The 25528-nt window shown below is 57.0% G+C and carries 12 protein-coding genes and 2 tRNA genes; 13 read left to right on the top strand and 1 reads right to left on the bottom strand.

The features are described from left to right. Nucleotide 1 precedes the first annotated feature (1 nt). The 10 genes from ACO6BQ_RS03660 to ACO6BQ_RS03615 all read left to right on the top strand — a co-directional run bounded on the left by ACO6BQ_RS03660 (nucleotide 2) and on the right by ACO6BQ_RS03615 (nucleotide 10663). Nucleotides 2-76, top strand: a tRNA-Gly gene (locus tag ACO6BQ_RS03660). 72 nt (nucleotides 77-148) lie between these two features. Next, a tRNA-Ile gene (locus ACO6BQ_RS03655) sits at nucleotides 149-225 on the top strand. 64 nt (nucleotides 226-289) lie between these two features. Continuing rightward, a complete protein-coding gene (locus ACO6BQ_RS03650) occupies nucleotides 290-1519 on the top strand; it encodes a tRNA nucleotidyltransferase/poly(A) polymerase-related protein (RefSeq protein WP_489119564.1) in 1230 nt (409 codons plus the stop codon). Between the two features lie 53 nt (nucleotides 1520-1572). Further along, the gene (locus tag ACO6BQ_RS03645; protein ID WP_489119563.1) at nucleotides 1573-2103 is read left to right on the top strand and encodes a gamma carbonic anhydrase family protein; all 531 of its coding nucleotides are present in this window, start codon (nucleotides 1573-1575) and stop codon (nucleotides 2101-2103) included. Next, nucleotides 2103-2516 (top strand): nucleoside-diphosphate kinase, encoded by a 414-nt coding sequence (gene ndk / locus ACO6BQ_RS03640; RefSeq protein ID WP_489119562.1) that lies wholly within the window; start codon nucleotides 2103-2105, stop codon nucleotides 2514-2516. The genes ACO6BQ_RS03645 and ndk overlap by 1 nt, the downstream gene beginning before the upstream one ends. Nucleotides 2517-2594: 78 nt before the next feature. Beyond that, entirely contained in the window at nucleotides 2595-3104 is a 510-nt protein-coding gene (locus ACO6BQ_RS03635) for a cob(I)yrinic acid a,c-diamide adenosyltransferase (RefSeq protein ID WP_489119561.1), read from the top strand. After that, nucleotides 3101-5731 carry a DNA polymerase I gene (gene polA / locus ACO6BQ_RS03630; protein ID WP_489119560.1) on the top strand — a complete coding sequence of 877 codons (2631 nt, stop codon included), beginning with the start codon at nucleotides 3101-3103 and terminating at the stop codon, nucleotides 5729-5731. The genes ACO6BQ_RS03635 and polA overlap by 4 nt, the downstream gene beginning before the upstream one ends. After that, a complete protein-coding gene (gene coaE / locus ACO6BQ_RS03625; RefSeq protein WP_489119559.1) occupies nucleotides 5732-6337 on the top strand; it encodes a dephospho-CoA kinase in 606 nt (201 codons plus the stop codon). It begins immediately after the preceding gene. Beyond that, nucleotides 6324-6899, top strand: a complete 576-nt coding sequence (locus tag ACO6BQ_RS03620) for a lytic transglycosylase domain-containing protein (RefSeq protein ID WP_489119558.1) — start codon at nucleotides 6324-6326, stop codon at nucleotides 6897-6899. Before coaE ends, ACO6BQ_RS03620 begins: the two co-directional genes overlap by 14 nt. Continuing rightward, the gene (locus ACO6BQ_RS03615; protein WP_489119557.1) at nucleotides 6896-10663 is read left to right on the top strand and encodes a PolC-type DNA polymerase III; all 3768 of its coding nucleotides are present in this window, start codon (nucleotides 6896-6898) and stop codon (nucleotides 10661-10663) included. The genes ACO6BQ_RS03620 and ACO6BQ_RS03615 overlap by 4 nt, the downstream gene beginning before the upstream one ends. A gap of 77 nt (nucleotides 10664-10740) precedes the next feature. Here ACO6BQ_RS03615 and ACO6BQ_RS03610 read toward each other — a convergent pair whose 3' ends face one another. Further along, a complete protein-coding gene (locus ACO6BQ_RS03610; RefSeq protein ID WP_106626480.1) occupies nucleotides 10741-11058 on the bottom strand; it encodes a DUF2442 domain-containing protein in 318 nt (105 codons plus the stop codon). Between the two features lie 127 nt (nucleotides 11059-11185). On the opposite strand from ACO6BQ_RS03610, the gene ACO6BQ_RS03605 reads away from it, so the two are divergent. From ACO6BQ_RS03605 to ACO6BQ_RS03595, 3 genes are all read left to right on the top strand, one after another. Continuing rightward, nucleotides 11186-11998, top strand: coding sequence for an Rpn family recombination-promoting nuclease/putative transposase (locus ACO6BQ_RS03605; RefSeq protein ID WP_489119556.1), 813 nt, complete (start codon nucleotides 11186-11188; stop codon nucleotides 11996-11998). Between the two features lie 343 nt (nucleotides 11999-12341). Then, nucleotides 12342-13718, top strand: a complete 1377-nt coding sequence (locus tag ACO6BQ_RS03600; RefSeq protein ID WP_489119555.1) for a flagellin N-terminal helical domain-containing protein — start codon at nucleotides 12342-12344, stop codon at nucleotides 13716-13718. A 143-nt stretch (nucleotides 13719-13861) separates the two neighbouring features. Next, nucleotides 13862-25327, top strand: a complete 11466-nt coding sequence (locus tag ACO6BQ_RS03595; RefSeq protein WP_489119554.1) for a YDG domain-containing protein — start codon at nucleotides 13862-13864, stop codon at nucleotides 25325-25327. The last annotated feature ends 201 nt before the right edge of the window (nucleotides 25328-25528 follow it).

The following is a 25528-nucleotide window of genomic DNA, read 5'->3' as shown; positions in this document are numbered from 1 at the left end:
TGCGGAAGTAGCTCAGTGGTAGAGCACCACCTTGCCAAGGTGGGGGTCGCGAGTTCGAGCCTCGTTTTCCGCTCCATCGCTTATCTGACCTGCGCGCTGCGCAGGTTTTTTTGAAAGTGAGAGCCTTGCGTGCTCTTCACTTTGTTTGGGGCCTATAGCTCAGTTGGTTAGAGCAACCGGCTCATAACCGGTCGGTCCTTGGTTCAAGTCCAAGTGGGCCCACCAATCGAAATGAGAGCATCACGCAGAAGAAGTGATGCTTTTTTTATTTTTTAGGGGAGGTGAGCGGATGACGGAAGCTGCTTTTGTCGAGCATATACGAAGCACGGGTGCGCGTGTCTTTCGCGTGGGCGGCTGCGTGCGCGACCTCTTTCGCGGGATGCCGGCAAAGGATGTCGACTATGTCTTAACGGGCATGACGGAGGAGCGGCTCTGTACGCTCTTTCCGCGTGCGGAGAAGATCGGGAGATCCTTCCCCGTCTATCATGTGCGCGTGGACGGGACGCGGCGCGAGGTCTCCTTTGCGCGCAGGGAGCGCAAGACGGGTACGGGCTATCGCGGATTCGCAGTCGCGTTAGATCCGTCCGTGACGATCGAGGAGGATCTCTATCGGCGCGACACGACGATGAATGCGATGGCGATGGAGCTCCCCACGGAGGAGCTCTTTGATCCCTATGGCGGGCGCACAGATATCGCAGCCGGCGTGATCCGTGCCGTCTCACAGCATTTCACGGACGATCCCGTGCGTGCGCTGCGTGCGGCACGGCAGGCGGCGGAGTTCGGCTTTGCGGTGGAGGAGGGCACACTCCGTTACATGAACGCATGTGCAGCGGAGCTCAAAAACGAGCCGACGGAGCGGCTGATGGGCGAGCTGCGGCGTGCGCTCGCCGCACCGCGTCCATCCGTATTCTTTCGCGTGCTGCGTGCGGCGGATCTCCTTGCCGACACCTTTCCCGAGATCGCCGCGCTTGAGGGACAGACACAGCCGACCGAGTTTCATCCCGAGGGGGATGCCCTCGCGCACACACTGGCGATGGTTGATGCGGTTGCACGTGAGACGGAGGAGCTCAAAACGCGCTTTGCCGCGCTCGTGCATGACCTCGGCAAGGCGCTGACCCCACGGGAGGTGCTGCCGCATCACTACGGACACGAGCGTACGGGGCTGGATGCGCTCACTGCGTGGAATCGACGCATGACACTCCCGCACGACTGGCGCAAGGCAGCGGCGTTCGTCATTCACGAGCATATGCGTGCGCCGCGTCTTACACGTCCCGGCAAGATCGCGGATCTCCTGCTCGGCATCGGCGGCTCGGGGCTTTCCATCGCAGAGTTCAACGTTATCATCCGTGCCGACCATGGATCTCTGCCGAACTATCTCACGCGCGGCGCGGACTATCTCGCGGCGATGCGGGCGGTCACAGGACGTTCCGCGCCGTCGGAACTCTCGGGTGAGGAGGTCGGCAGGTGGCTGCGTGAGCAGCGTGTGCGAATATTGAAAAATTCCTTGTTGGAGATGTAATTGACGTGGTATAATACGACTGAGCGGAGAAAGATAAGAAGGAGGCAGCATTGATGGACAAGATGATCCTGCCCTATCGGGGAAAAACGCCTGTGATTCATCCAACGGCCTTCATTGCTCCGACGGCTGCGGTCGTCGGTGATGTGGAGATCGGAGCCGGATCAAGTGTTTGGTTCAGTGCAGTGGTGCGCGGCGATTTTCAGCCGATTACGATTGGGCAGAATACGAACATCCAAGAAAACGCGACGATTCACGTCATGCGTGACGTGCCTGTTCACATTGGGGACAATGTGCTCATCGGACACAATGCCGTCGTGCATTGCGCCCGCATCGGGGACAACACCCTCATCGGCATGGGCTCGATCATCATGGGGTACTCCGAGATCGGCGAGAACGTCGTCATCGGCGCGGGCACATTCCTTCCCCAGCACAAGAAGATTCCGTCGAACTCGCTTGTGTTTGGCAACCCTGCTCAGATCGTACGCGCTCTGCGCGACGATGAGATTGAGGCGCTTCGTGCGGCGGCGGAGAACTATGCCGGCCTCGGAGCGGAGTACAAACAGATCATTGAGGTGATGAAGTAATGGAACAAACTCTGGTTCTCATTAAGCCGGACGCCGTCGGGACGCACCACATCGGAGACATTACGAAGGCGTACGAGGAGGCGGGGCTCGAGATCCGTGCGATGAAGATGATGCAGATGACGGATCGCATCGCACGCATCCACTACGCGGAGCATCTCGAAAAGCTGTTCTACGGTGAGCTCTCTGCGTTCATGACCTCCGCGCCGCTCGTGGCGATGGTGCTCGCGGGCGAGAATGCGATTGCACGGGTGCGCGAACTGCACGGTGCGACGAATCCGGCGAATGCGGCAGAGGGTACGATCCGCAAGCGTTTTGCAAAGAACGGGAGCGAGAATGCGGTGCACGCGTCCGACAGCCCCGAGAGTGCGGCACGCGAGGTACATATCTTCTTCAGTGAGGCGGAGATTTTCTAAAAATTTTTGATTTTGACGCCCGACTCTGCACTTTTGCAAAGTCGGGTGCAGTTATCAGAGACAAGGGAGGAATCTACGATGAGTGTTGTAACGAAAACGGGCGATCAGGGACAGACGAGCCTTTTCACGGGTGAGCGCATTGCAAAGGACGACGCACGCGTCGAGGTCTACGGCAAGGTCGACAGCCTCGGCTCTGCGCTCGGCATGGCGCGTGCGTTTGCAACGAACAAGCGCGTGAAGGACGATATCCTCGCCGTGCAGAAGCAGCTCGGCATGCTCATGGCGGACTTTGCGAGCCGCAACAAGCCGCCCCGCATTACGGCGGAGATGGTCGCAGGCATCGAGGCGGAGATCGCGAGTATCGAGGAGAGTCTGCCCGCGCTCAAGGAGTTTGTCATCCCCGGCGACAAGAAGTCGAGCGCGATGCTCGATCTGGCGCGTACGGTGGCACGCGAGGCGGAGCGTCGCGCATGGACACTCGCACGGCGCGGCAGCGTGGCGGAGGTCGACCTGCAGTACCTCAACCGCATCTCTGATTACTGCTTCGTCCTCATGCGTCTCGAGGACGAGGACAAACCGAACCTGTGAGCCGGGAAAAATTTGCCGTTCTTGACGGGAGCAGCCTTTTCTTTCGCGCGTTCTACGCGTTGCGGCTCCCGCCGAATGCACGCGGCATCCACACGAACGCGGTGCACGGCTTTGCGATGATGCTCGTAAAGCTGCTCAAAGAACTCGCGCCGACGCAGATTGTCATCGCGTTTGACAAGAGCCGCACGACGTTCCGCACGGCACTCTATCCCGACTACAAGGGGACGCGTGACAAGACCCCCGAGGAGCTGATCGCGCAGATTCCACTTCTGAAGGAACTCGCGCAGAGCCTTGGCATTCCCTTCCTCGAACTGGACGACTACGAGGCGGACGACATCATCGGCACGCTCGCGACGCAGGCGGCAGAGAGCGGTACGGAGACCGTCGTCGTGACGGGCGACCGTGACGCACTGCAGCTGATCCGTGACGGTCTCACCGTCGTCCTGACGAAAAAGGGCATCAGCGACACGCGTGCCTACGACACGGCGGCATTCGAGGAGGAGTACGGCTTTGCGCCGATCCGCCTCATCGACATGAAGGGGCTGATGGGAGATAGCTCGGATAATATTCCGGGCGTGCCCGGCGTGGGTCCCAAGACCGCGACGAAACTGCTGCTTGCATATGGTACGATTGAGAACGTACTCGATCATGCCGCCGAGGTCAGTGGGAAGAAGCTCAGTGCCTCGCTCGTGGAGTATCGCGACCAGGCACTCCTGTCGAAGCAACTTGCGACGATTGAATGCAATGTGCCCGAACTCCGCTATGCGGCGGAGGGCTTTCGTATGCAGCCCGACCGTGCGGCACTCGATGCGTTCTGCCGGGAGTACGAGCTGCGGACGGTGCATCGCGCACTCTCGGATTATCTAGGGGCAGCGACACCTGCGGGAGCAGTGGAGCAGTCGCTCTTCGGTGCGGAGGACGTTTCTTCGACACCGTGTTTTGACGCGTCAGAACTCACCGCTGCCGACCTCGATGCGCTGCGCGGGGCGGAGGAAATCGCTGTCGGCGCACGCTTTCGCGGAGATGCGCCCTTTGTGCAGGTGGAGCTGCTTGCCCTCTCCTATGGGACGGAGCAGCGCACTATGCGTGCGGACTCGCCACAGTTCGATGCCGTGCGGGACATTCTCGCGGCGCGTCCAGTCGTCCTCTGGAATGCGAAACGCTATGCACAGGCGGGGCTTTCCGTCGGTGCAAACACGTTCGACCTCGAACTTGCGGACTACCTCCTCCACCCCGAGGAGAGCAAACGCGACATCGAGCGCACGGCATTCGCCCATCTGGGACAGCTCCCCGCTGCGCCTGATGCTCTGAGCGATGAGCAGTGCGCCGTACGCGAGGCGCAGATTGCTGCGCGACTCTCCGCACCTCTGCGGGCGGCACTCGCAGAGGCACATTTGACGCGTCTCTATCGGGACGTGGAACTGCCGCTCGTGCCCGTGCTGGCAGCGATGGAGCGGACGGGCATCTATGTCAACCGCGCCGCGCTTGAGCGCGAACTTGCGGCGGCAAATGCACGCATTGATGCGCTCGTCACCGAGATTCATGCACTCGCAGGGACGGAGTTCAACATCAGTTCGCCCAAACAGCTCGGTGAAGTCCTCTTTGAGCGGCTCGACCTTGCGGCGGGGAGCAAGGTCAAAAAGACCAAGACGGGGTACTCGACGAACGCCGAGACCCTTGAGGAGCTGCGTGACCGCCATCCCATCGTGGACAAGGTGCTCACCTACCGCATGTGGACGAAACTGCGCTCCACCTATCTGGAGGGCATCGGCGCACTCATCCGCCCCGCAACGGAGCGCGTGCACACGAGCTTCAACCAGACGGTGACTGCGACGGGGCGGCTCTCAAGCTCCGACCCGAACCTCCAGAACATCCCCGTGCGGACGGAGGAGGGGCGTGCCGTGCGTGCGCTCTTCGAGCCGGGCGAGGGGTATGATATGCTCCTCTCGGCGGACTACTCGCAGATCGAGCTGCGCATCCTCGCGCATATGTCGGGGGACGCGACGCTCATCGACGCATTCCGTCACGGGCAGGACGTACACGCACGCACCGCGTCGGAGGTGTTTGGCGTGCCGCTCGCGGAGGTCACAGGAGAGCAGCGGCGCAGGGCAAAGGCGGTCAACTTCGGCATTGTCTACGGGCTCAGCGACTTCGGACTGGCGCGTGATCTCGGCATCGGGCGCAAGGAAGCGGCGGGCTACATCGCGCGGTACTTTGAACGCTATCACGGCGTTCGTGAATTCCTCGACAAGACCGTCGCGGACGCGCACACGAATGGTTTCGTAACAACCCTCTACGGGCGGCGGCGCGACCTGCCCGCCATCCACAGCCGCAATTTTATGCAGCGTTCCTTTGCCGAACGCATGGCGATGAACACGCCGATCCAGGGAACGGCAGCCGACCTCATCAAGATCGCCATGATCCGCGCCGATGAGGCACTGCGTAAGGCAAAGGTCAAAAGCCGTATCCTCCTGCAGGTGCATGATGAACTCGTGCTTGAGGTCGTGCAGGATGAGATCGAATGTGTCAGTGATATCCTGCGCACGGCGATGGGCGGGGCGGCGGAGCTCGCCGTGCCGCTCGCCGTAGACGTGCACATGGGGAAGAACTGGGCGGAGGCGAAGTAGGTGAAGATCATCGGCCTGACGGGTGGCATCGCCTGCGGCAAGTCCACCGTCAGCGCGGAACTGCGTGCCCTCGGCGCGGCAATCGTCGACGCGGATGCGCTCGCGCACGAGCTGTCACAGCCGCATCAGCCGATCTACAATGCCTATGTAGAGCACTTTGGCAGGGAGATCGTGACGGCGGACGGCACGCTCGACCGTGCGGCGATTGCACGCCGCGTCTTTGCCGACCCCGCTGTGCGTGCGGAGGTGGAGGCCATCGCGCATCCCATCATTCGCAGCGCGGCAGAGGAGCGGCTGCGTGCGGCAAGAGACGAAAACAAAAGAGCCGCGGTACTGGATGTGCCGCTGCTCTTTGAGGCGGGATGGGACGCGCTCGCCGACGAGACATGGGTCGTCGCCCTCCCACGCGAGGAGCAGCTGGCGCGTCTTTTGGCACGCGACACGTCCATGGACGCGGGCAAGGCGCGGGCACGCATCGCCGCACAGATGCCGCTCGCGGAGAAATGTGCGCGTGCGGATGTCGTTATCGACAACAGCGGAACGGTGGAAGAACTACGGGAATACATTGGGAAACTTTGGAAGGAACGGATTCTTGAACGCGCGTAAAATTCGGTACAGATTCTGGTGGATACTGCGCCTTCTCGTCGTCGCCGTCATCGCCTTTGCGCTGGTCGGCGGCTGGGGATGGGTGGAGCGCAGCTATATCTATCCATACGGCTACCGCAGCTACATCGAGACCAGTGCGGATGCCTACCGTGCCGATCCCTACCTCATCGCCGCCGTCATCAAGCACGAGAGCAAATTTCAGCCGCGTGCCAAGTCCGACGGCGGTGCGCTCGGGCTGATGCAGCTCATGCCGCAGACGGCGGCGTGGATTGCGCGGCAGATGGACGAACCCTTTACCGAGGACTATCTCTACGACCCCGCGCTCAACATCCGCTACGGCGTGTGGTATCTCGCGGAGCTCGAGCGGGAGTTTGGCGGCAACGACATCCTCGCGCTCGCCGCGTACAATGCGGGACGCGGCAACGTGCGCGACTGGATGGAGCGGTTTCACTGGAACGAACAGTTTGACGAGATCGAGGCGATCCCCTATCCCGAGACACGGCTCTACGTGCGCCGCGTGCTTGAGGACAGGCAGCAGTATAAGAGGCTCTACGACGAATGAACAAGACCTATCGGATTCTGCCAAGTGCGGAGGATATGCTCCTGCGTCTCCTGCGCGGGCTCGCCCTCACTGATGAGGAGCGGGCTCTTTTGCGTGCGTGCGTCCTGCGCCACGTCGAAGTCTCGGCAGCGGACAGCACATGGGAGCTGGTCATCGGCTGCACCGACGTACTCGACGATGGGCTGATTGCGCGGATGAAAGAGCAGATCGCGGCGAACTATCAGCTCAGAGAGGCACACATTCAGCAGAATGCCGTATCCCTCTCCCATGCCGTCGCGCCGCTCTGGGAACGCATCGTGTGTGTGGCGGCAGGGGAGGATGCCGTCCTCTTTCACACCCTGCGCCGGACGGCGTACGCCATCGACGGCAACGTCATCCGCCTCTCTGCACCGGGGAACTTCGGCGCGGAGCTGTTCGCGCAGACTGCCGTCGCAAAGCGCATCGAGACGGCAGTTCGCACAGAGATCGGCTGTGCCTGTCAGGTCGTCTGCATGGAGACCGAACTTGAGGAAATGCACACCCCCGCATGGACACCGCCCCCGCTCCCCGTTGCGGTCAAAAAGGAAGCCCCCACCGCCGCTCCCACACGCGCAGCACGGGGCGCAAAGCCGAAGGAACTGCCCGCGAACGTCATCCTCGGACGCGGTGTTGTGGGCGAGGCGCGTGACCTCGGTGTGATCGAGGACGAGGTCAAAAACATCGTTCTTGAGGGGGAAGTCTTTGCCCCGCAGGCGAACCAGCTCAAGTCCGGCGCGTATATCCTCCTGCTCAAATTCGCGGATCGGACAAACGGCATCGCGTGCAAGAAATTCTTCAGCGCACGCGGCAAGACCACACAGGAGGACATCGACGCGGAGGTCGGGCGCATCCTCAAGGCGATCGGCAAGGGCTGCTCCGTCCGCATCCAAGGGAAAATCGAATACGATAAATTCATCAGCGACTACGTCCTGTTCATCGACAGCATGGAGCGGCGCACCGTCCCGCAGCGCGAGGACACAGCAGAGGTGAAACGCGTCGAACTGCACGCGCATACGAAAATGAGTGCGCTCGATGCCGTCGTCCCGCCGAAGGTGCTCGTCGAGACAGCGGCACGCTGGGGCTGGCCCGCCGTCGCCATCACCGACCACGGCGTTGTGCAGGCATTCCCCGAGGCGATGAACACCGCCCGCGCACTCAAGAAAAAGGGGCGGGACATCAAGATCATCTACGGCATGGAGGGCTACCTCCTCGACAAACCCGAGGATCAACGCGCCCATCACATCATCTTCCTCGCGCAGAACAAGACAGGGCTCTATAACCTCTATCGCCTCGTCTCGCTCTCGCACATCCGCTACTTTCGCGGTACGAAGAAACGCGGCCGCCCCTGCATTCCACGCGCCGTGCTGCAGCAGTACCGTGACGGTATGATCGTCGGCTCAGCGTGCGAGGCGGGGGAACTCATTCGCGGCATTGTCGCGGGACGACCCGACGAGGAACTGGAAGAGCTGGCGAAGTTCTACGACTTCCTTGAGATCCAGCCCATCCACAACAACGACTTCTTAAAATTCGATCAGCGTTTCCCCATGCAGACGGACGAGGATCTCAGAGACATCAACCGCAAGGTCGATGCGCTCGCGCGAAAACTGGATAAAATGCTGATTGCGACCTGTGACGTACACTTTCTGAACCCCGAGGATGCCGTCTATCGCGCCATGATCCAAAAGGCGAACGGCTATAACGACGCGGATCGCCAGCCGCCGCTCTACCTGCGCACGACCGACGAAATGCTCGCCGAGTTCGACTACCTCGGCGCAGAGCGTGCCTACGAGTGCGTCGTTACGAACCCGAGGAAGATCGCCGACATGGTCGAGCACTTCCTCCCGATCCCCGACGAACTCTACGCGCCGACCGTGCCGGGCGCGGATCGCGAGATCCAGGAGATGTCCTATGCGCGTGCGCGCAAGCTCTACGGTGAGAACCTGCCGAAGGTCGTCTCCGACCGCCTCGAACTCGAACTGAAACCGATCCTAAAGCACGGCTTTGCCGCACTCTACATCATCGCACAGCGTCTTGTCAAACGCTCGAACGACGACGGCTACCTCGTCGGCTCGCGTGGCTCCGTCGGCTCATCCTTTGTTGCGACCATGATCGGCGTCACCGAGGTCAACCCCCTGCCGCCGCACTACCGCTGCCGTCACTGTCAGTACAACAAATTCATCGAGGACGGCTCCGTCGGGAGCGGCTTTGACCTGCCGTCGATGAACTGCCCCGTCTGCGGAACGCCGCTCACGAAGGACGGGCATAACATCCCGTTCGCCGTCTTTCTCGGCTTCGACGGAGACAAGGTACCCGATATCGACCTCAACTTCTCGGGCGACTATCAGCCGACCGCGCACAAGTACACCGAGGTGCTCTTTGGCAAGATGAACGTCTTTCGTGCGGGTACGATCTCAGGACTGCAGGACAAGAACGCCTACGGCTACGCCATGCACTACTACGAGGATCAGGACGTGGCGAAGGGACGCCCCTACATCGAGCACATGATGCGCGGCTGCATGGGGGTCAAGGCGACCACCGGGCAGCACGCGGGCGGCATCATGGTCGTGCCGCGTGACATGGACGTGCATTACTTCACGCCCATTCAGCGTCCCGCGAACAACATGGAGTCCGATACCCTCACCACCCATTTCGACTATCATTCCATCAGCGAGCGTCTCGTCAAGCTCGACATCCTCGGACACGATGACCCGACCGTCATCAAGATGCTCGAGGAGCTGACCCACCGCGACCCCGAGACCATCCCCTTCGACGATCCCGCCACCATGTCCATCTTCACCTCGACCGAGGCACTCGGCATCAGCCCCGAGGAACTGGGCGCGAACATGGGAACGTATGGGATTCCCGAGTTCCGCACCTCCTTCACGCAGAAGATGATCGACGACTCGCATCCCGACTGCTTCGCCGACCTCGTGCGCATCTCCGGCTTTTCCCACGGCACGAACGTCTGGCTTGGCAACGCGCAGGATCTCATCAAGGCGGGAACAAGCACGCTGAAGGACGCCATCTCCGCACGCGACGACATCATGAACTACCTCATGCAGAACGGCATCGACCCGCTCCTCTCGTTCAAGACCATGGAGAACGTCCGAAAGGGGAAGGGCATCGCCGCCGATGTTGTCGAGACACTCCGTGCAGACGGCATTCCTGAGTGGTACATCGACTCCTGCCAGAAGATCAAGTATCTTTTCCCGCGTGCACACGCCACCGCCTACGTCATGATGGGCTACCGCATCGCCTTCTGCAAAGTACACTATCCGCTCGCATACTACGCCGCATACTTCTCCATTCGTGCGGACGAGTTCGACGCGAACATTATTTCAAAGGGCAAAACAGCGGTCAAGGCGGCAATCGACGCACTCAACGCCGAGGCGCGTGAGCATCGCGGCAAGCTCGACAACAAAAAGCAGGACATCCTGATCGTGTTACAGTTAGCTTGGGAAATGTACCTGCGCGGCTTCTCCTGCGAGCCCGTCGACCTCTATGCCTCCGACGCGGAGAAATTCATCCTCCATGAGAACTCACTTCTCCCGCCCTTCACCGCCCTCCCCGGCATGGGGCAGAAGGCGGCACAGGCAATCGTCGAGGCGCGGCAGTACGGGCCGTTCATCTCCATCGAGGATCTCGCCACCCGCGCCCACATCCCCACCCCCGCCGTCGAACTCCTGCGTGAGCACGGCTGCTTGGACGGGATGATGGAGAGCAACCAGGTGGAACTGTTTGCATAGAATCAAAATAAACAGAGTAGTATACGAAATCCTTGTGATTTCATATACTACTCTGTTTTTGCATGGAAAGACATCTTTTACGATGCTTTTTGTATATTTGTTTTGCGTTCATATTGCACAGCCGCAGCAAAGTCCGTAGCTGTCAGAGGTATTGTCACACCTTTTTCCCAGAGTTCCCCCTCCGAGCAGTCGAGTTCGTCCGTCCAAGCGATGCCATAGCCACCGGGTTCAATCGTGACCGACTGAAAAAGCGCAGGATCGCGCAGTGTCTCAAACTCGGGACATTCGTCCATAAGTGCCGCCACGTCGAATATTTTGCTCACATCATTTTCAAAGAAAATGAGAAGACGTAGATTCTCAAGAGGAATGACCTTTGTGACTTTGATCGACAGCATGGGCATCACCTCCGTTACATATATTTTATCAGACCGAATAAGGTATGACAATCAAAGATTATTTATCTGCGTGTTTTTCTTGCGCTCCCCTGCAAAAATTCGTAAAATAGAGAAAAGAGGTGAGCGTATGAGTGGGTATCGGATCAAGCCGTGGGAAGAGCTGACCATCAGTGACGACTATATGTTCAAGCTCATCATGAGCCGCAAGCGGATCTGCAAGCAGATGCTTGAGCGGATTCTTCACATTGAGATCGAGGACATTGACTATCTTGAGACGGAGAAGACAGTCACGGCGCGTTATCACAGCAAGGGCATTCGTCTGGATGTCTATGTGAAGGACGATCAGGGCACTGTCTACAACATCGAGATGCAGGTGCGAAAGCCCGAGGGAGACGGACTGAGCAAGCGGACGCGTTACTATCAGTCCATGATGGATGCTGATCTTCTCGCGGCAGGTGCGGACTATGATACGCTGAATCCGACGATCATCATCTTTATCTGCCCGTTTGATCCCTTTGGCGTGGGGCGATATCTCTACACCTTTGAGAATCGCTGTGTCGAGGATGCAGCTTTGCGGCTGAACGATGGGGCTCGAAAGATTTTTCTCAACACAAAGGGGCGACTTGGCGAGATCGACAACTCCATTCGTGCGTTTTTGCAGTACGTCGACGGCGTAATGTCGACAGATCGCTTCGTGCAGGAGATTGACGAGGAGATTCAGAAGGTGAAGATGATAGAAGGAGAGGCGGTGAGCTACATGACGTATGAGATGAAGATGAAGGAAGAGCGAAAAGAGGGGATGAGGGAAGTTTTACAAATACTTCCTTTGCTCGGAATGAATCTTTCTCTTGAGGAAATTGCAAAGCGAACGGGGTGTACGATTGAGTATCTGCACCAGTTAAAAGCCGCTATTCCTAATATCGGTGAAGGGGTTACTTAAGGAATCGCTGATAAAATGAAGTCCGTCAGATTGGCGTAAATTTTTTCGTCCGAACAAGGAGGCAAACCGGACGCATAGTCAAAGCTATGTGGAGGATTTGCCGACACAGTGCGGGCAAAAAAGATGCGTCAAGATGATGGTGCTGAATTTATCAGTGCTTCCTATAGTACGTCGACGGCGGCGTATACGAAGAATCCATATCCCATTAAAATATTGCTTTATATAGTTAAGTCCTCTCCTCATTTCGTCGATATATTTTTCAGGACGGGCTATCTATGCTCTTTTATCCAATTATTTCAAAGTAAATTATGGAAATTATAGATAAGTCAGGGAGGCAGTCTTTATGGCGATGGTGGTCAAGAACAATATGTCGGCGGTCAACACGCTCAACACGCTCAACAAGAATGAGAGTGCACTCTCGAAGAGCCTGCAGAAGGTCTCTTCGGGCATGAAGATCAACAGTGCCGGCGACGATGCCTCGGGGATGGCAATCTCGGAGCGGATGCGCGTGCAGGTGCGTGCACTCGATCAGGACGACAACAACACGAAGAACGGCTCTGCTTTGCTGCGGACGGCAGAAGGGGCTGTGCAGTCGACGATTGAGATCCTCAAGACACTGAAGGAAAAGGCGATCAACGCTGCGAACGATACGAATACAGACGAGGATCGTGCTGTCATCCAGAAGGAAGTCGACCATCTCATCGACCAGATTGACGAGAACGCGCTGACGACGTACAATGGGAAGTATCTCATCGATGGGTCGAAGAATGGGGTAGTAAAGGGACCATCCGGACAAGGAACGTATACGAGCTTTACAAATATGAGCCTTCATCCTGCAACCGATCCGACAGACCCTTTGATCGAATTGAGACGGCGCGATGGGACTAATGTTGGGATACATTCCACTGATACCGTCACTGCATCATGGACACGGAATGGTATCACCTATACAGGCACGTTGTCTCCAATTGGTAACAACAACTTAGTCGCAGCGATGGGGATTGTTACCAATACGGATGCAGGGTATTTCAGCAGAACTGCGAAAGTTGGAGTTGACGAATATGGACAAAATGTGTATACACCGGACAATCAACCAGGAATTACCATCCGTTCACATGATCCGGGGGTGAATGGGCAAATTGCCGGCATCACCTTTGCTGTCACTGACAGTAGTGGAAAGATGCGCAATGAAGTCAATGCGGTTCTTGATGCCTTTAAGGAAACTGTACGCGCGCAGAATCCTTCTCCGGATAATTCACTGGTCCTCCAGACGGGGGTCAAGGCAAATCAGGCGGTTAAAGTTGGCTTTACGGATATGCGCTCGGTAGCTCTTGGGCTGCAGTCACAAACGGGACGAGGTTGGGATCACAACACCGCCACACTTGGAGCAGGCGTTTCTGTTGTTGGCGGCGGCCCCAAAATCCAGGTGACGACTAAAGAAGCTGCAAATGCAGCAATCAATGTTTTTGAGAATGCGCTCATCAAGGCGACCGATCAGATGGTTGCCATCGGTGCGGCGCAGAACCGCCTCGGCTATACGAGCAGCAACCTTGTCACAGCATCCGAGAACGTGCAGGATTCCGAGTCTGTGATTCGCGACTCCGACATGGCGAAGGAAATGACGGCATACACGAAGAACAACGTGCTCACGCAGTCGGCACAGGCGATGCTTGCACAGGCAAATCAGAACTCAAGCGCAGTGCTGAGCTTGCTGCAGTAAATAGAAACGGGAAAACCCCTCCAATCGTCCTAGGATGATTGGAGGGGTTTATTGTCTTTGCGCTGTGTTTATGCTATTATCAAATGACGTGTGCTATTCGATATACTATATAAGGGACAATGGGTTGATTGGGAGATCGAGACATGAAGAACAATCGGACACGAAAACTATCGCAGCGGGTACGCTATGCCCTCATCGCAGGCATGGCGGGTGCTTTTTTGATTCCACAGGTCGGATATGCTGCGCCGACGGGCGAGCATGACTATACGACGGGGGTCAAGGTCGACCGCATTACGGCGAACACGACGAAGATTACATCCACAGTGACGAACAATGTTATCAACTGGCGCGACTACTCCGTCAATCAGGGCGAAATTGTTCAATATGATGGTGGTGTGACGACAGGAGCGGCGGCACATAACTATCTGAACATCGTCACGGGTGCGAACACCTCGAACATCAACGGCAAGATTAAGGGCGGCAACCACGTCTATATCGTCAACCCGAACGGCGTCATCTTCGGCAAGGGGGCAGAGGTCAACGTCGGGAATCTCCATGTCTCCACGCAGGCGATCTCCACGGTAAACATCGCTGCGGACATGGCGAACAAGGTATCGCCGCTCGATACGTCTGTAGGTCTCTCCGATGTCGTCAATATGGGCAAGGATATCACGGCGAATACCGTCGAGGTACACGGCAAGAACATCCGTTTTCTCAATGCGGCAAACGTGCACACGACGGCAAGCCCTGTTGTACTTCACACCGATACGGCAAACGGCGGCTATGCCCACATCGGCTACAAGAAAGCAGACGGACAGCCCGCTCTGACAGGTTATAAAATCAATGACAATAATGCGACGGCGGACAACTACTATCAGCTCGTCGCTGATAAAACAGAGTTCCAAAATATCAATAGTGATCGCACAAAGAATTATATGCTCGAGAACGATATAGACTTCTCGGGCACTGCTTTGACGCCGATTGGAGACGATACAAAAAAGTTTACGGGAAAACTTGACGGAAATTTCTTCCAGGTGAAGAAGTTTAATGTTTCGGGTGTAAGTCGTGCGGGGCTTTTTGGAGCGACAAGTGGAGCACGCCTTGAAAATTTTGGCGTTGTCGGTGCTCATATTATGGGGATGACCGGATCATCTGATTATGCGGGCGGGATTGCCGCGTATACTACGGGCGGCACACAGATTCGCAATGTATATGTGAAAGATACAGTCGTAGATGGAAAGACAGCCAAGCATGGCGGTATTGTTGGCGTAACAGACAACACCACACTTGATGGTGTTTACAGTAAAGCAACGATTGGCGATGGCGGCGGTATTATTGGTACGTCGGCGACCGGGACAAATATCTACAACACCTATAGTGATGCGAGCTTCTTATCACGTATTCCGACTACTCAACGCATGTTTTTTATCTATATGATTGACCCTGATAATGGGACATATGTAGAGAATTCTTTTGCAATGGGACAGTTTTCGTATAACGAGGGAAACCTCACGGGAAATGTTTCAAAGAATACATTTAAAATTAATAAATCATCAGGACAAGCTACGCTCGTAGGCTCGGGGACAGGCGGCGGCTCCATGACATCTGTTGCCTCGTATTCAGGTTGGGGCAATGCCATCAATAACACAGGTGCGCCCGGCGCGAAGTGGCGCATCTACGAGGGGCGGACGATGCCGCTCCTGACCGCATTTATGAGCGGGACGGCGACGGCGACGTACAACTATCGTTATTTCAAGTCAGACGGTACTCTGAAAGACGATACGGGCAATACGGTTCAGAGCAATGACGGCAAGGATATCACGGCGGCGTACAACAGCTACTATATGAAGGTCGTGGATAGGAACTCGCCCGATGTTGTCGGCGACAAGGGGAATGTTACGTTTGGCGCGGGGGCGGATACGAGCGGTGTTCTCGCGTATGTTAAGCCAGCGCCCAATATAACTACAACGCTGAACGATTTTGACAAGAAGAACGGTGTGCGCGATGTAGGGACGAAGGCAATGCTCTGGTCGGATCAGGACGGCCCGAACCTGCGCGGGGTCAATGTTACGATCACGCCGCGCGATGTCCGTCTTGACAGCGGCAATATTAATCCGAAACGCATGTATAACGGCAAGAGCGACGTGACCAAGGCGTTCCGTGATGCACTCACGAGCGGAAGTGTCACCTCCTCGGGATTTACTGCGGAGGACATTGCTGCGGGAACCGTTCAGCTTGATTTTAACGTATCGGGGAAAACCTTCAAGGCACGCATGGTTGACTCCAACGGGAATAATACCAGAAATGTCGGCACGCACGATGTTAAATTCTCGGGGGAGATTGGATTCACCGGCTCAGATGCGGGGAACTATACGTTTGACGGCAGCTCCCTCAGCAACCTGACGGGAAAGGCGACCATTACCAAGGCACCGCTCTATCTCACGATCCAAAAGAAGAAGGCAGACAACAAGATCTATGACGGCACATCCGTCGTGCAAGACAGCGCGATGTTCCAGACCAGCGGCTCTGAGAATATCAAACTGGATAAAACGAAGACAGGTCTGACTCTCGCACAGATCAACGCAGGTACGCCGACGATGCCCGACGGTGCAATCATGACGGGCGACGATGATAACACGGGGGATGACGTTGCACTCACGAATGTAGGTGGTCCGAAGTATACGGACGAAGCGGGTGTGGAGCAGCTCCATGCGGGTCCCCACAAGCTCCAGTATACGAATGTTGGGCTTACGGGCAATGACGCGGGCAACTATGAGCTCTACTATACCCCTGCGAGTGGGACAAAGACAGCGGTCGAGGGCGGCAATGTCTACCTCGATGGCAAGATTATCCCGCGCCAGATCCTCAGGGACGACTTCAACGTCTATGATAAGACAACCCATGCAAAGGTCGATGCGAAAAAGGTCTACGACGGCAACGACGAGTACACGCCGTCCTCGCATGTCTATCTCTCCTCGAATGCCGTGACTGGCGGCACGACGGGGCTGGTTGAACGCGACCGCAACCATATCACATTTGCGCTCACCGACACGGGGCATTTCACGCAGGTGGACGGAACGACGCGCACGAAGAATGTCAGCAATGCGGCGAAGGTCGCCTATACGGTCACGGGGCAGACGGATGATGATAATCTCTACAAGCTCTCTGACTACTATGTACTTGATACGGATAACGTGACCGAGAAAGCGCTGAGCGATACGTTCAACGCGACGGGCGCGGGCAAGATCACACCGAAGGCACTGACGGCGACAGTCGTCAACAACCATATTACAAAGACTTACGACGCGAAACAGAACCAGACGGACGTCAACCGCAACGACATCACGGGCGACGCTCTTGTGACGCTCACGGGCTTTATCGGCTCTGAGTCGCGTACGAACAAGTCGGAGGCGATGTATGCCACGCCGAATGTTGCGTGGAACTCGGTCACGAATTCCCCGACCTCGCAGGCGGTGACCTACACGGCGAAATTTGACCGCGGCACAGGTGTCGAGGCGGACAACTATACCCTCGACGCGACGGGGACGACGGTTCTCGCCTCGCAGGCAGTTGCAGGCAGCTATACGGGAACGATCAAGCAGCGCCCTCTGGGGCTGACATTTGAGAATGTGACGAAGATCTATGACGGCACGACGACCAATGCGACCAAGACGGTGACGGAGCTCAACGATGGGCTTTCGGGTGCGGTTACGGGGGCAGATGGGACAACGGTTGCCAGCCTCTCCGGACTGTCGAACGTCACGAGCCAATATGCAGATCGGCATGCAGGCACGAATAAGCGCGTCGAGTACAATGGTCTCTCAGATGTACTCGGCTCGAATCACAACTACAAAATCGCAGACAAGCAGTATGGAACGGGTACGATCACGCGCCGCCTGATCGAGAACTCGGGTTTTCAGGTACGCAAAAAGGACGGCACGATTGCGAATGCGACGAAGGTCTATGACGGAACGGACAAGTTTACGCTCGAAGACGGCACCTATCTCGTTGCAAAGACAGCGACATCTGCCACTACCCCGAACACGGGTGTTGTCGATGTGGACAAGGACAACATCTACTTTACGATGACGGGGAACGAGGGGCATTTCCTCAAAGGTTCGTCGGGCACGACGCGCACCTCCCACGTCTCTGAGGCGGAGCGCGTCGGCTATAGCATTGCTGCCGGCACGAAGGATGGGGGGGACAGCCCGCTCTCGAACTACTACTTTGGCGAGGCATATACGCCTGAGGCTCAGAGGCGTAATCTCGAGGATGTCAAGGGCACAGATCCGCGCGACGCGGTGACGGCAGCGGGGCATATTACCCCTGCCTCGATTCGGGCGACTACGCACGCCGTCGAGAAGGTCTATGACGGTATGGCGGAGCATACAGACGGCAGCCGCAATATCCAACGCGGGCGCGATATCGTCAGTCTCGCGACGATGATCACGGATGAGACGGACGGACAGCCGACGAACACCTCGACGGCGCACTATGCGGATAAGAATGTCTCGCGTGACGGCAGCGGCAATATCATCAACAAGGATGTCACCTATACAGCACAGCTCACAGGGCAGTATGCGGACGACTATAAGATTGTCGACGCAGGAAATACGGTCATCAGTACGGTCTCGGGCACTGGCGCAAATAAGACGCTCACGGCGAATCTCGGCACGGTGACAAACGCGGGCAAGATTACGCCGCGCAAGCTGAACATCACGATGAAAGACGTGGAGAAGACCTATGACGGCACGGCGGGAAATACCTCCGCGACGGTCACGGGGTTTACGGATGATCCCGCAAGCTCTGTGCTCGCGGCTGTCCTCGGTGTGGACAATGTCACGGCATCGCGTCTCACGACGCGGTATCAGGGAATGATGACCGCCTCGCCCGCCACGGCAACGAGCACCTATGGGCGTGGCACAACCTCCTTTACGGCAAATGCGAATGCGAGCAACGGGACGGCACATGATGTCCAATATACGAATATGCGCACGGCATTCAACAACGAGTTTGGTGCGAATGCGGGCAACTATACCGTCGACGAGACGGTATACGGCAAGGGCACGATCAACCGCCGCGACATCTCTGGGAACAATTTCCAAGTGCGGGATGCCAACGGCAATATTGCAAACGCGACGAAGGTCTATGACGGCACGACGAACTACACGCTGAAAGATGGATGGCATCTCACGCCCGCAGTGGGGCCGGGGACGGGTGTGATTCCTGCGGACTACAGCAAGGTGGTATTCCACCTCAACGGGGATGCACAGTTTGCGGATAACTCCGACAATCCGACGGCGAACGTCGCGAGTGCGACAAAGGTGCTCTACAATGTAAAAGCGGAGGGCGATGCCGAGAAGATCAAAAATTATACGCTGAACGGAGTGAACCTTGAGAGCGGTGCGGGTAAGGTCTCGGGCGGCGGATCGATCTCGCGCCGCGTGCTCGAACTGGGGCTTGTGCAGAATGAGAAGATTGACAAAGTCTATGATGGTAAGAGTCGCGTAGAGAGCAAGTGGGAGGTGTTTCAGCAGACACCGGGCGCAGCGGGCAACGTCAAGTATGTAGATGGGACGACGGATAAGGGCAAACTTGTCACGGGAGACGGGACGAGTTTCAATATCACATCGAACTATCGCAACGATGCAAATACGGCGGCGGACAAGAATGTGCGCCGTGACGGCTCGAACAACCCCATCGACAAGGACATTCTCTATAACATCTCCATCAACGGCAACGCGACGAACTACTCCTTTAAGAAGGGGGGCACGGTCACAAACGCAGAGTCAGGACTCGAACTTTCGGCGACGGGCAAGATCACGCCGAAGGATCTTTCGGGTGCGCTCAAAAAGGTGACGAAGGTCTATGACGGCACGAAGAATGTCGATCCGTCAAAGGTTGGCTTCAAGACGGGGGCGGACAGTGTCCTTTCAGGCGATACCGTCGAACTCGCCACGCATACGGAATCGTTCCAGAGTGAGAACGTCAACGGTGACGGCACAACGGAGACGATTGGCGGCACGGCGCAGAAGAACTGGGTCAACTACTCGAATCTGACGCTCGGTGGCACGGATGCGGGAAACTATAATCTCAGTTCCACCGCACGCGGCCTCGGCGAGATCACGCCGCTTGCGCTGAACCCGTCGAATATCACCTTTAACATCGGGCAGGCGACGAAGGAGTATGACGGGCTGCGCACGGTCAAAAAGGATGGCTCTGGCGCACTGACGGATGTCAAGAACTATATCACGAGTGCGACGACGACGGTCAACAGTACGACGGTGAATGTCCTGCCGTCACTCAAGGTTGACAAGGCCGAGTATGATACAAAGGACGTGGAAGGCGGACGATCGGCGAATCGCGTCACCTATACACTCAAATATGAGGGCGCGGATGGGAACTTTACGGTGAACGGCGGCTCGTTTACGAAGCAGGGCGACGGTAGCATCACGAAGAAGGATGTCACGGCGACGGTCAAGAGTCCCGTATCGAAGGTCTATGACGCAACCAAAACGGTTGTGGGTGTGGCAAAGAACGCCGCGAACACGGTTGTAGCAAATGCCAATGACCTGATCGGGATGACGGGCTTCACGGGCAACGACGGCGCGACCTACACGGCGACGGCGCAGTATGCGGATAAGAACGCGGGCACGGGCAAGCAGGTCGATTATACGCTTACGCTGAACGGCGCGGCTGCGGATAACTACAATCTGAAATACAATGGCGCGAACAATGCGGGTTCGTTCTCGACGAATGACAATACGATTACGAAGCGCACGGTGGATGTGACCTTTGCGCCTGTGTCCAAAAGCTATGACGGTACACCGGCGAATACGTCGATCACACCGTCTGTTTCGGCTGCCGATGCGTCGGTGCTATCACAGGATAATGCTGCCCGTGTCAGCGGCACGAGCCTCACGGGGCTGACGGGCATCACCAGTCAGTACGGCACGGGCACGACCGACGGAACGTTCACCCCCGACGCGAATGCGGGCACGAATAAGTCGGTCCAGTATGCGGGTCTCGGTACGGCGATGGGGACGGCGTTCGGTGCGAACAACTATGAGTTTGCCACGAACGGCTACGGTACAGGTACCATCAACAAGGCGAATATCAATGCGAGTGATGTGACCTTTGCCGCGTCCAATGCAGCGAAGGTCTATGACGGCACGAAGACGGTGAAGTATAACGGTTCGAGTGCGTCCGATGATGTGAAGAACTATATCACGACGGCGAGTGTTGTACTGAACGGGAATACGGTCGACCTGCGCAACGACCTTGTCATGGATACGACGGGGACGCGGTACAGCAGTGCGAACGCGACAAATAGCACGCCGGCGACGGTCACGTATAAATTCTACCTGAACAACAGCAACATCAATATTTCGGGGGACAATAACTTTACCAAGACGGCACAGGGGACGATTGACCGCCGTGTGCTGACGCTTGACCTTGCCCAGAAAACGGGCATCGACAAGATCTACGATGCGAATGCAAATCTCGTGGATACGAATGCGCGGCACTACGACAAGTTTGTTGACGACGATGCCAAGGGCAATGTGACCTATGCGGCAGGTGCGACAAACGATAATAAGCTCGTCCGTACGTCGAACGGTGCAGAGGTCGATGACGGCGCGGCGATGACGATTCGCACGAACTATGTCAACAATCTCACAAGCCGTACAGCGGATAAGAATGTCGCCCGCGACGGCAGTGGCAATGTGACGACGAAGAATATCTCCTATCGCGTCAGCATTGACGGTGCGGCAGGGAGCAATTATCAGCTCTCGTATAACGGCACGACGGCCAAGGCCGAGGACGGGCTCAACCTTTCGGCGACGGGTACGATTACACCGCGCACGATGACGCTCGGCTTTGCGGATGTGGACAAGCCCTATGACACGACGGCGGTCAACAATACGAAGACGATCAACTCCGTGATGGCGGGCAATTCCGACGGGCGGGGGGCTGCGACACTTGCGGCAGACAACATTACGAGTGCGACCTTTGGCTCTGCAACGGGGAGTGTGAACAGTCTCTACGGTGCGGGCGATACGGATGCGACGTTCCACAGTGATCCAAACGTTGTTACGGACGCGAATGGCAATGTGATCGAGCGCGGCAAGGACGTGCAGTATGCGAATGTCGGCAGCGTGCTCTCCGGCGCAACCGCGAACAACTATACGGTTGCGGATACGGCATATGGCAAGGGCACGATCCGCAAGCGCTCGGTCACGGCAAATGATTTCCAGTTCGACATCAGTAACGCCACGAAGATGTACGACGGCACGAAGGATGTCGAGTATGTGGAGAACGGGCAGACCTATAAGGATCTGGCGCATGTCAAGAAGCGTTTCCAGAACAGCAAGCTCGATCTCGGCGGCGGCAACCTCGTGGATATCAACCTCGAGGATATTGATCTTACGGGCGCGGCGTACAATGACGAGCGCGTTGCACATGCAAACGGCGTGAACTATGATGTGACGATCAATACGAAGAATTTCGAGTTCACGGGTAGCCGCAACCGTACGATCAACCATACGCACGACACGATCACGAAGCGCGATCTCGCGACGAAGCTGCCGCCGCATCTCATCAAGGAGTATGATGGCGAGGACACGTTTACCGAGACAAATGAGATATTTGCCAATGCAATGGCACGCGCAAATCTGACGGGTGTTGTCGACCGTGACAAGAACAATATCCAGCTGAAGGTTAAGGGGACGTACAGCAGTCCTGATGCCTCGGTGGAGACCCGCGTGGATGCGGAGGCGCGTCCACCTGCGACAGCAGGACGAAACGTCGCCTACGAGCTGACGCTCTCGGGTGATGCCGATACACTCTCGAACTACAAGATCGGCACGGTAGAGACCCTTGACAGCAATGGCGAGATGAAGGGCAACGGCTCCGGCAAGGCGGATATCTATAAGAAAACGCTGACGGTCAGTGCAGATCCGATTGATAAGGTCTACGACGGCACACGGACGGTTGTTCGCCCCAATGGATCGACGACGGTACCGCATCCGGCGGCGAATAAGCTGAAACTCAATGGATTTGCGAAGTCGGCAGATTACTTTGACTTCGACCAGACGGCGGCGGATAAGATTGACGGGCTTTACTCCGATCCGAACGTCAGCCGTGCGGCGGACGGCGCTATCCTCGACAAGGATATCGCGTACAGCGGTGTGAAGGCGGCGTTTAAGAACTACGCCGACAACCATGCGGGCAGTGCGGCGAGAAACTATCGCGTGGACAGTGAAATGGTGTCGGGCAAGGGCAAGATCACGCCGCGTACGATCACGCCGAATGATATTGCAAACGGTCTGACGCTCGCAGATGCCACAAAGGTCTATGACGGCACGACGAAGGTCAAGTACAATCGGCAGAATACGCCGGACGCACTCAAGAGCTATCTCACGAGCGCGACGGTGAACATCAACGGTACGCCGATTGACATCAAGAAAGAGCTCACGATCCGCGCTGACGAGGCATCGACCCACTACGATACCGCAAATGTGGCGGGCGGCGCACAGCCGCGTGTGACGTATACGCTCAACTATACGGGGCACAACTTCGACATCACGGGTCCGATCACAAAGCAGGCGAACGGCACAATCACGAAGCGGCAGGTCACGGCGTATGCACCGGGGCAGCTGACGAAGGAGTATGACGGAACGAAGTATGTCCATAACGGTGACCCGACGATCAAGACCTACTATCGCGGAAGACAGGTTACGTCGGGAGCGGATATCGTGCAGCTGGAGGAAGAGAACGGCGATCGCGGGCTTCTCACGAATGACGGCGTGCAGAATATCTCGACGGCGATGTTCCGCGATAAAAACGTGGGCACGCGCAAGGTTGTTGACTACAATATCGCCGTCGATGGTGCCCATGCAGGAAACTATGAACTCGTCGACCAGCGCGGAAATGTGATCTCTCAGACCTCGACGAACAACAATACGATCACGCCGCGTCACCTCGATATCACGTTCGGTGATGTGTCGCGTGCGTATGATGGGACAAGCACGAACACGGATGTGACTGCGCTCGTGAAGGATTCGGATGCGCGCGCGACGTTGCGCCGCGATGGTGTGAATCCCAGCGGCGAACAGCTGATCTTGCGTGATGCGGCAAATAACGACATTACCTTGCCGAGCGACTACGGTTACGGCAGAACCGACAGTGCCTTTACGAAAAACGCCGACGCAAATCAGACCGGCGAGCCGCCGAAGGATGTGCAGTACCGCAAGCTGGGTGACGTGCTGCGTACGCTGCTCGGCAATGATGCGGGCAACTATGACTTCGATGAAACGGGCTATGGCAAGGGCCGGATTACGAAGGCAAGCGTGCGCGAGAGCGATTTCCGCATGAAGTTCAAGGATGCGGTAAAGGAGTACGACGGCACGGATGCCGTAAACGATGCACGGTCGCGTCTCAATCAAACGGATAGCCGTATGCGTCTGCCCCGCGCGGAGGGATGGAAGCCCTTCGCCCTGCAGGACAAGGATATCGCGGACATTAAGGGGACGTATCAGCCGACGGGTGGAAAACGCAGCAAGGATGCGAGCGAGAACGGCCGCGGTGTGCAGTACGAGGTGCAGCTGAGCAAGCAGAACTTCGATTTTGAGAACGGTTGGAATGGGAAAATCCGTGGCGATGGCGCGGGCAAGATCAACCGCCGAGCGATCACGGCGGAGACACTGCCGTACCTGACGAAGGAGTATGACGGCACGCGCGGCGTTGTGAATGCGGCGCGGGATGCCGACGGCAATCTCATCACGCGGAGCGGCGACGGGCTCATGCGGTTTCGTCATGCCAATGATGCGGCGAAGCGTGCCCTCATCACGGGTGATGATGTGTCGAATGCAACTACGGCAACGTATGACACAGAGAATGTTGCGTGGAAGGACGGTCTCTGGAACCAAGGGAACGGCACGGCTGCTGATGTCGGTGTTACCTATGCACTTGGCCTCTCGGGGGCGGATGCCGCGAACTATAAGATCGTGGACAGCAAGGGCGATGAGGTGACAAATACCAAGGGGTTGGGCAAGATCACGCCGAAGGACATTCATCTGAAAGCCGATCCGCAGACACGTTGGATCAACGAGGGACTGCCCAAGAGCTATACGGGCAAACCGGTGGGCAGCAATCTGGGACATAATGATATCCCCGAGCTCCTTCCGAATGAGGTTCTGCCCGGCTCAATCGACTATTCTTCGCCGAATGCGCGCCTGCGCTGGGGCGACTACATGATCCGTGGGGACTATCACGCCCTGAACGGCACGGACGGCGATGCCGTCTCGCGCAACTATCGCTTTGTCCAAGACCCCGCGAACGCCACCGCGCTCCACATTGGCCCCTATATCCCGGACTATGAGTACTACAAGGCACTCACCCAGACGAGCAAGATGATCCCCGACGAGTATGCCTATGAGAATGCCTCGCTTGATCGCCGCAGACACTTCGGCCGCGATGCCGAGGCAGAAATCGCCTATATGCCGCCCTCCATCAATATGGTCAAGGACGGCGTCGACATCAGCAAAACGGACATCCGTATCGCGGATGAGACTGTGTTCTCCCTCGTGAACGAGGTGTTCGGTGCGTGATGAAAAACTGAGTATATAAGAATGACAGCGCCCCATCGACACCTCGAGAGAGTGTCGATGGGGCGCTGTTGCACAAATGTTCTTGTAAAATTATAAAATGTGTTATATAATATAAATACAAAAGGTGAGCCGACACCTAAAAACTCCACAGTAAAACTCGGACGTAAGGGATGAGAAGTCGGAGAGCGACGGTAAAACTCT

The organism is Centipeda sp. (in: firmicutes), from assembly GCF_057271695.1.
Note: the sequence above shows the minus strand (reverse complement) of the source record. Positions and strands in the feature narration are given on the sequence as shown.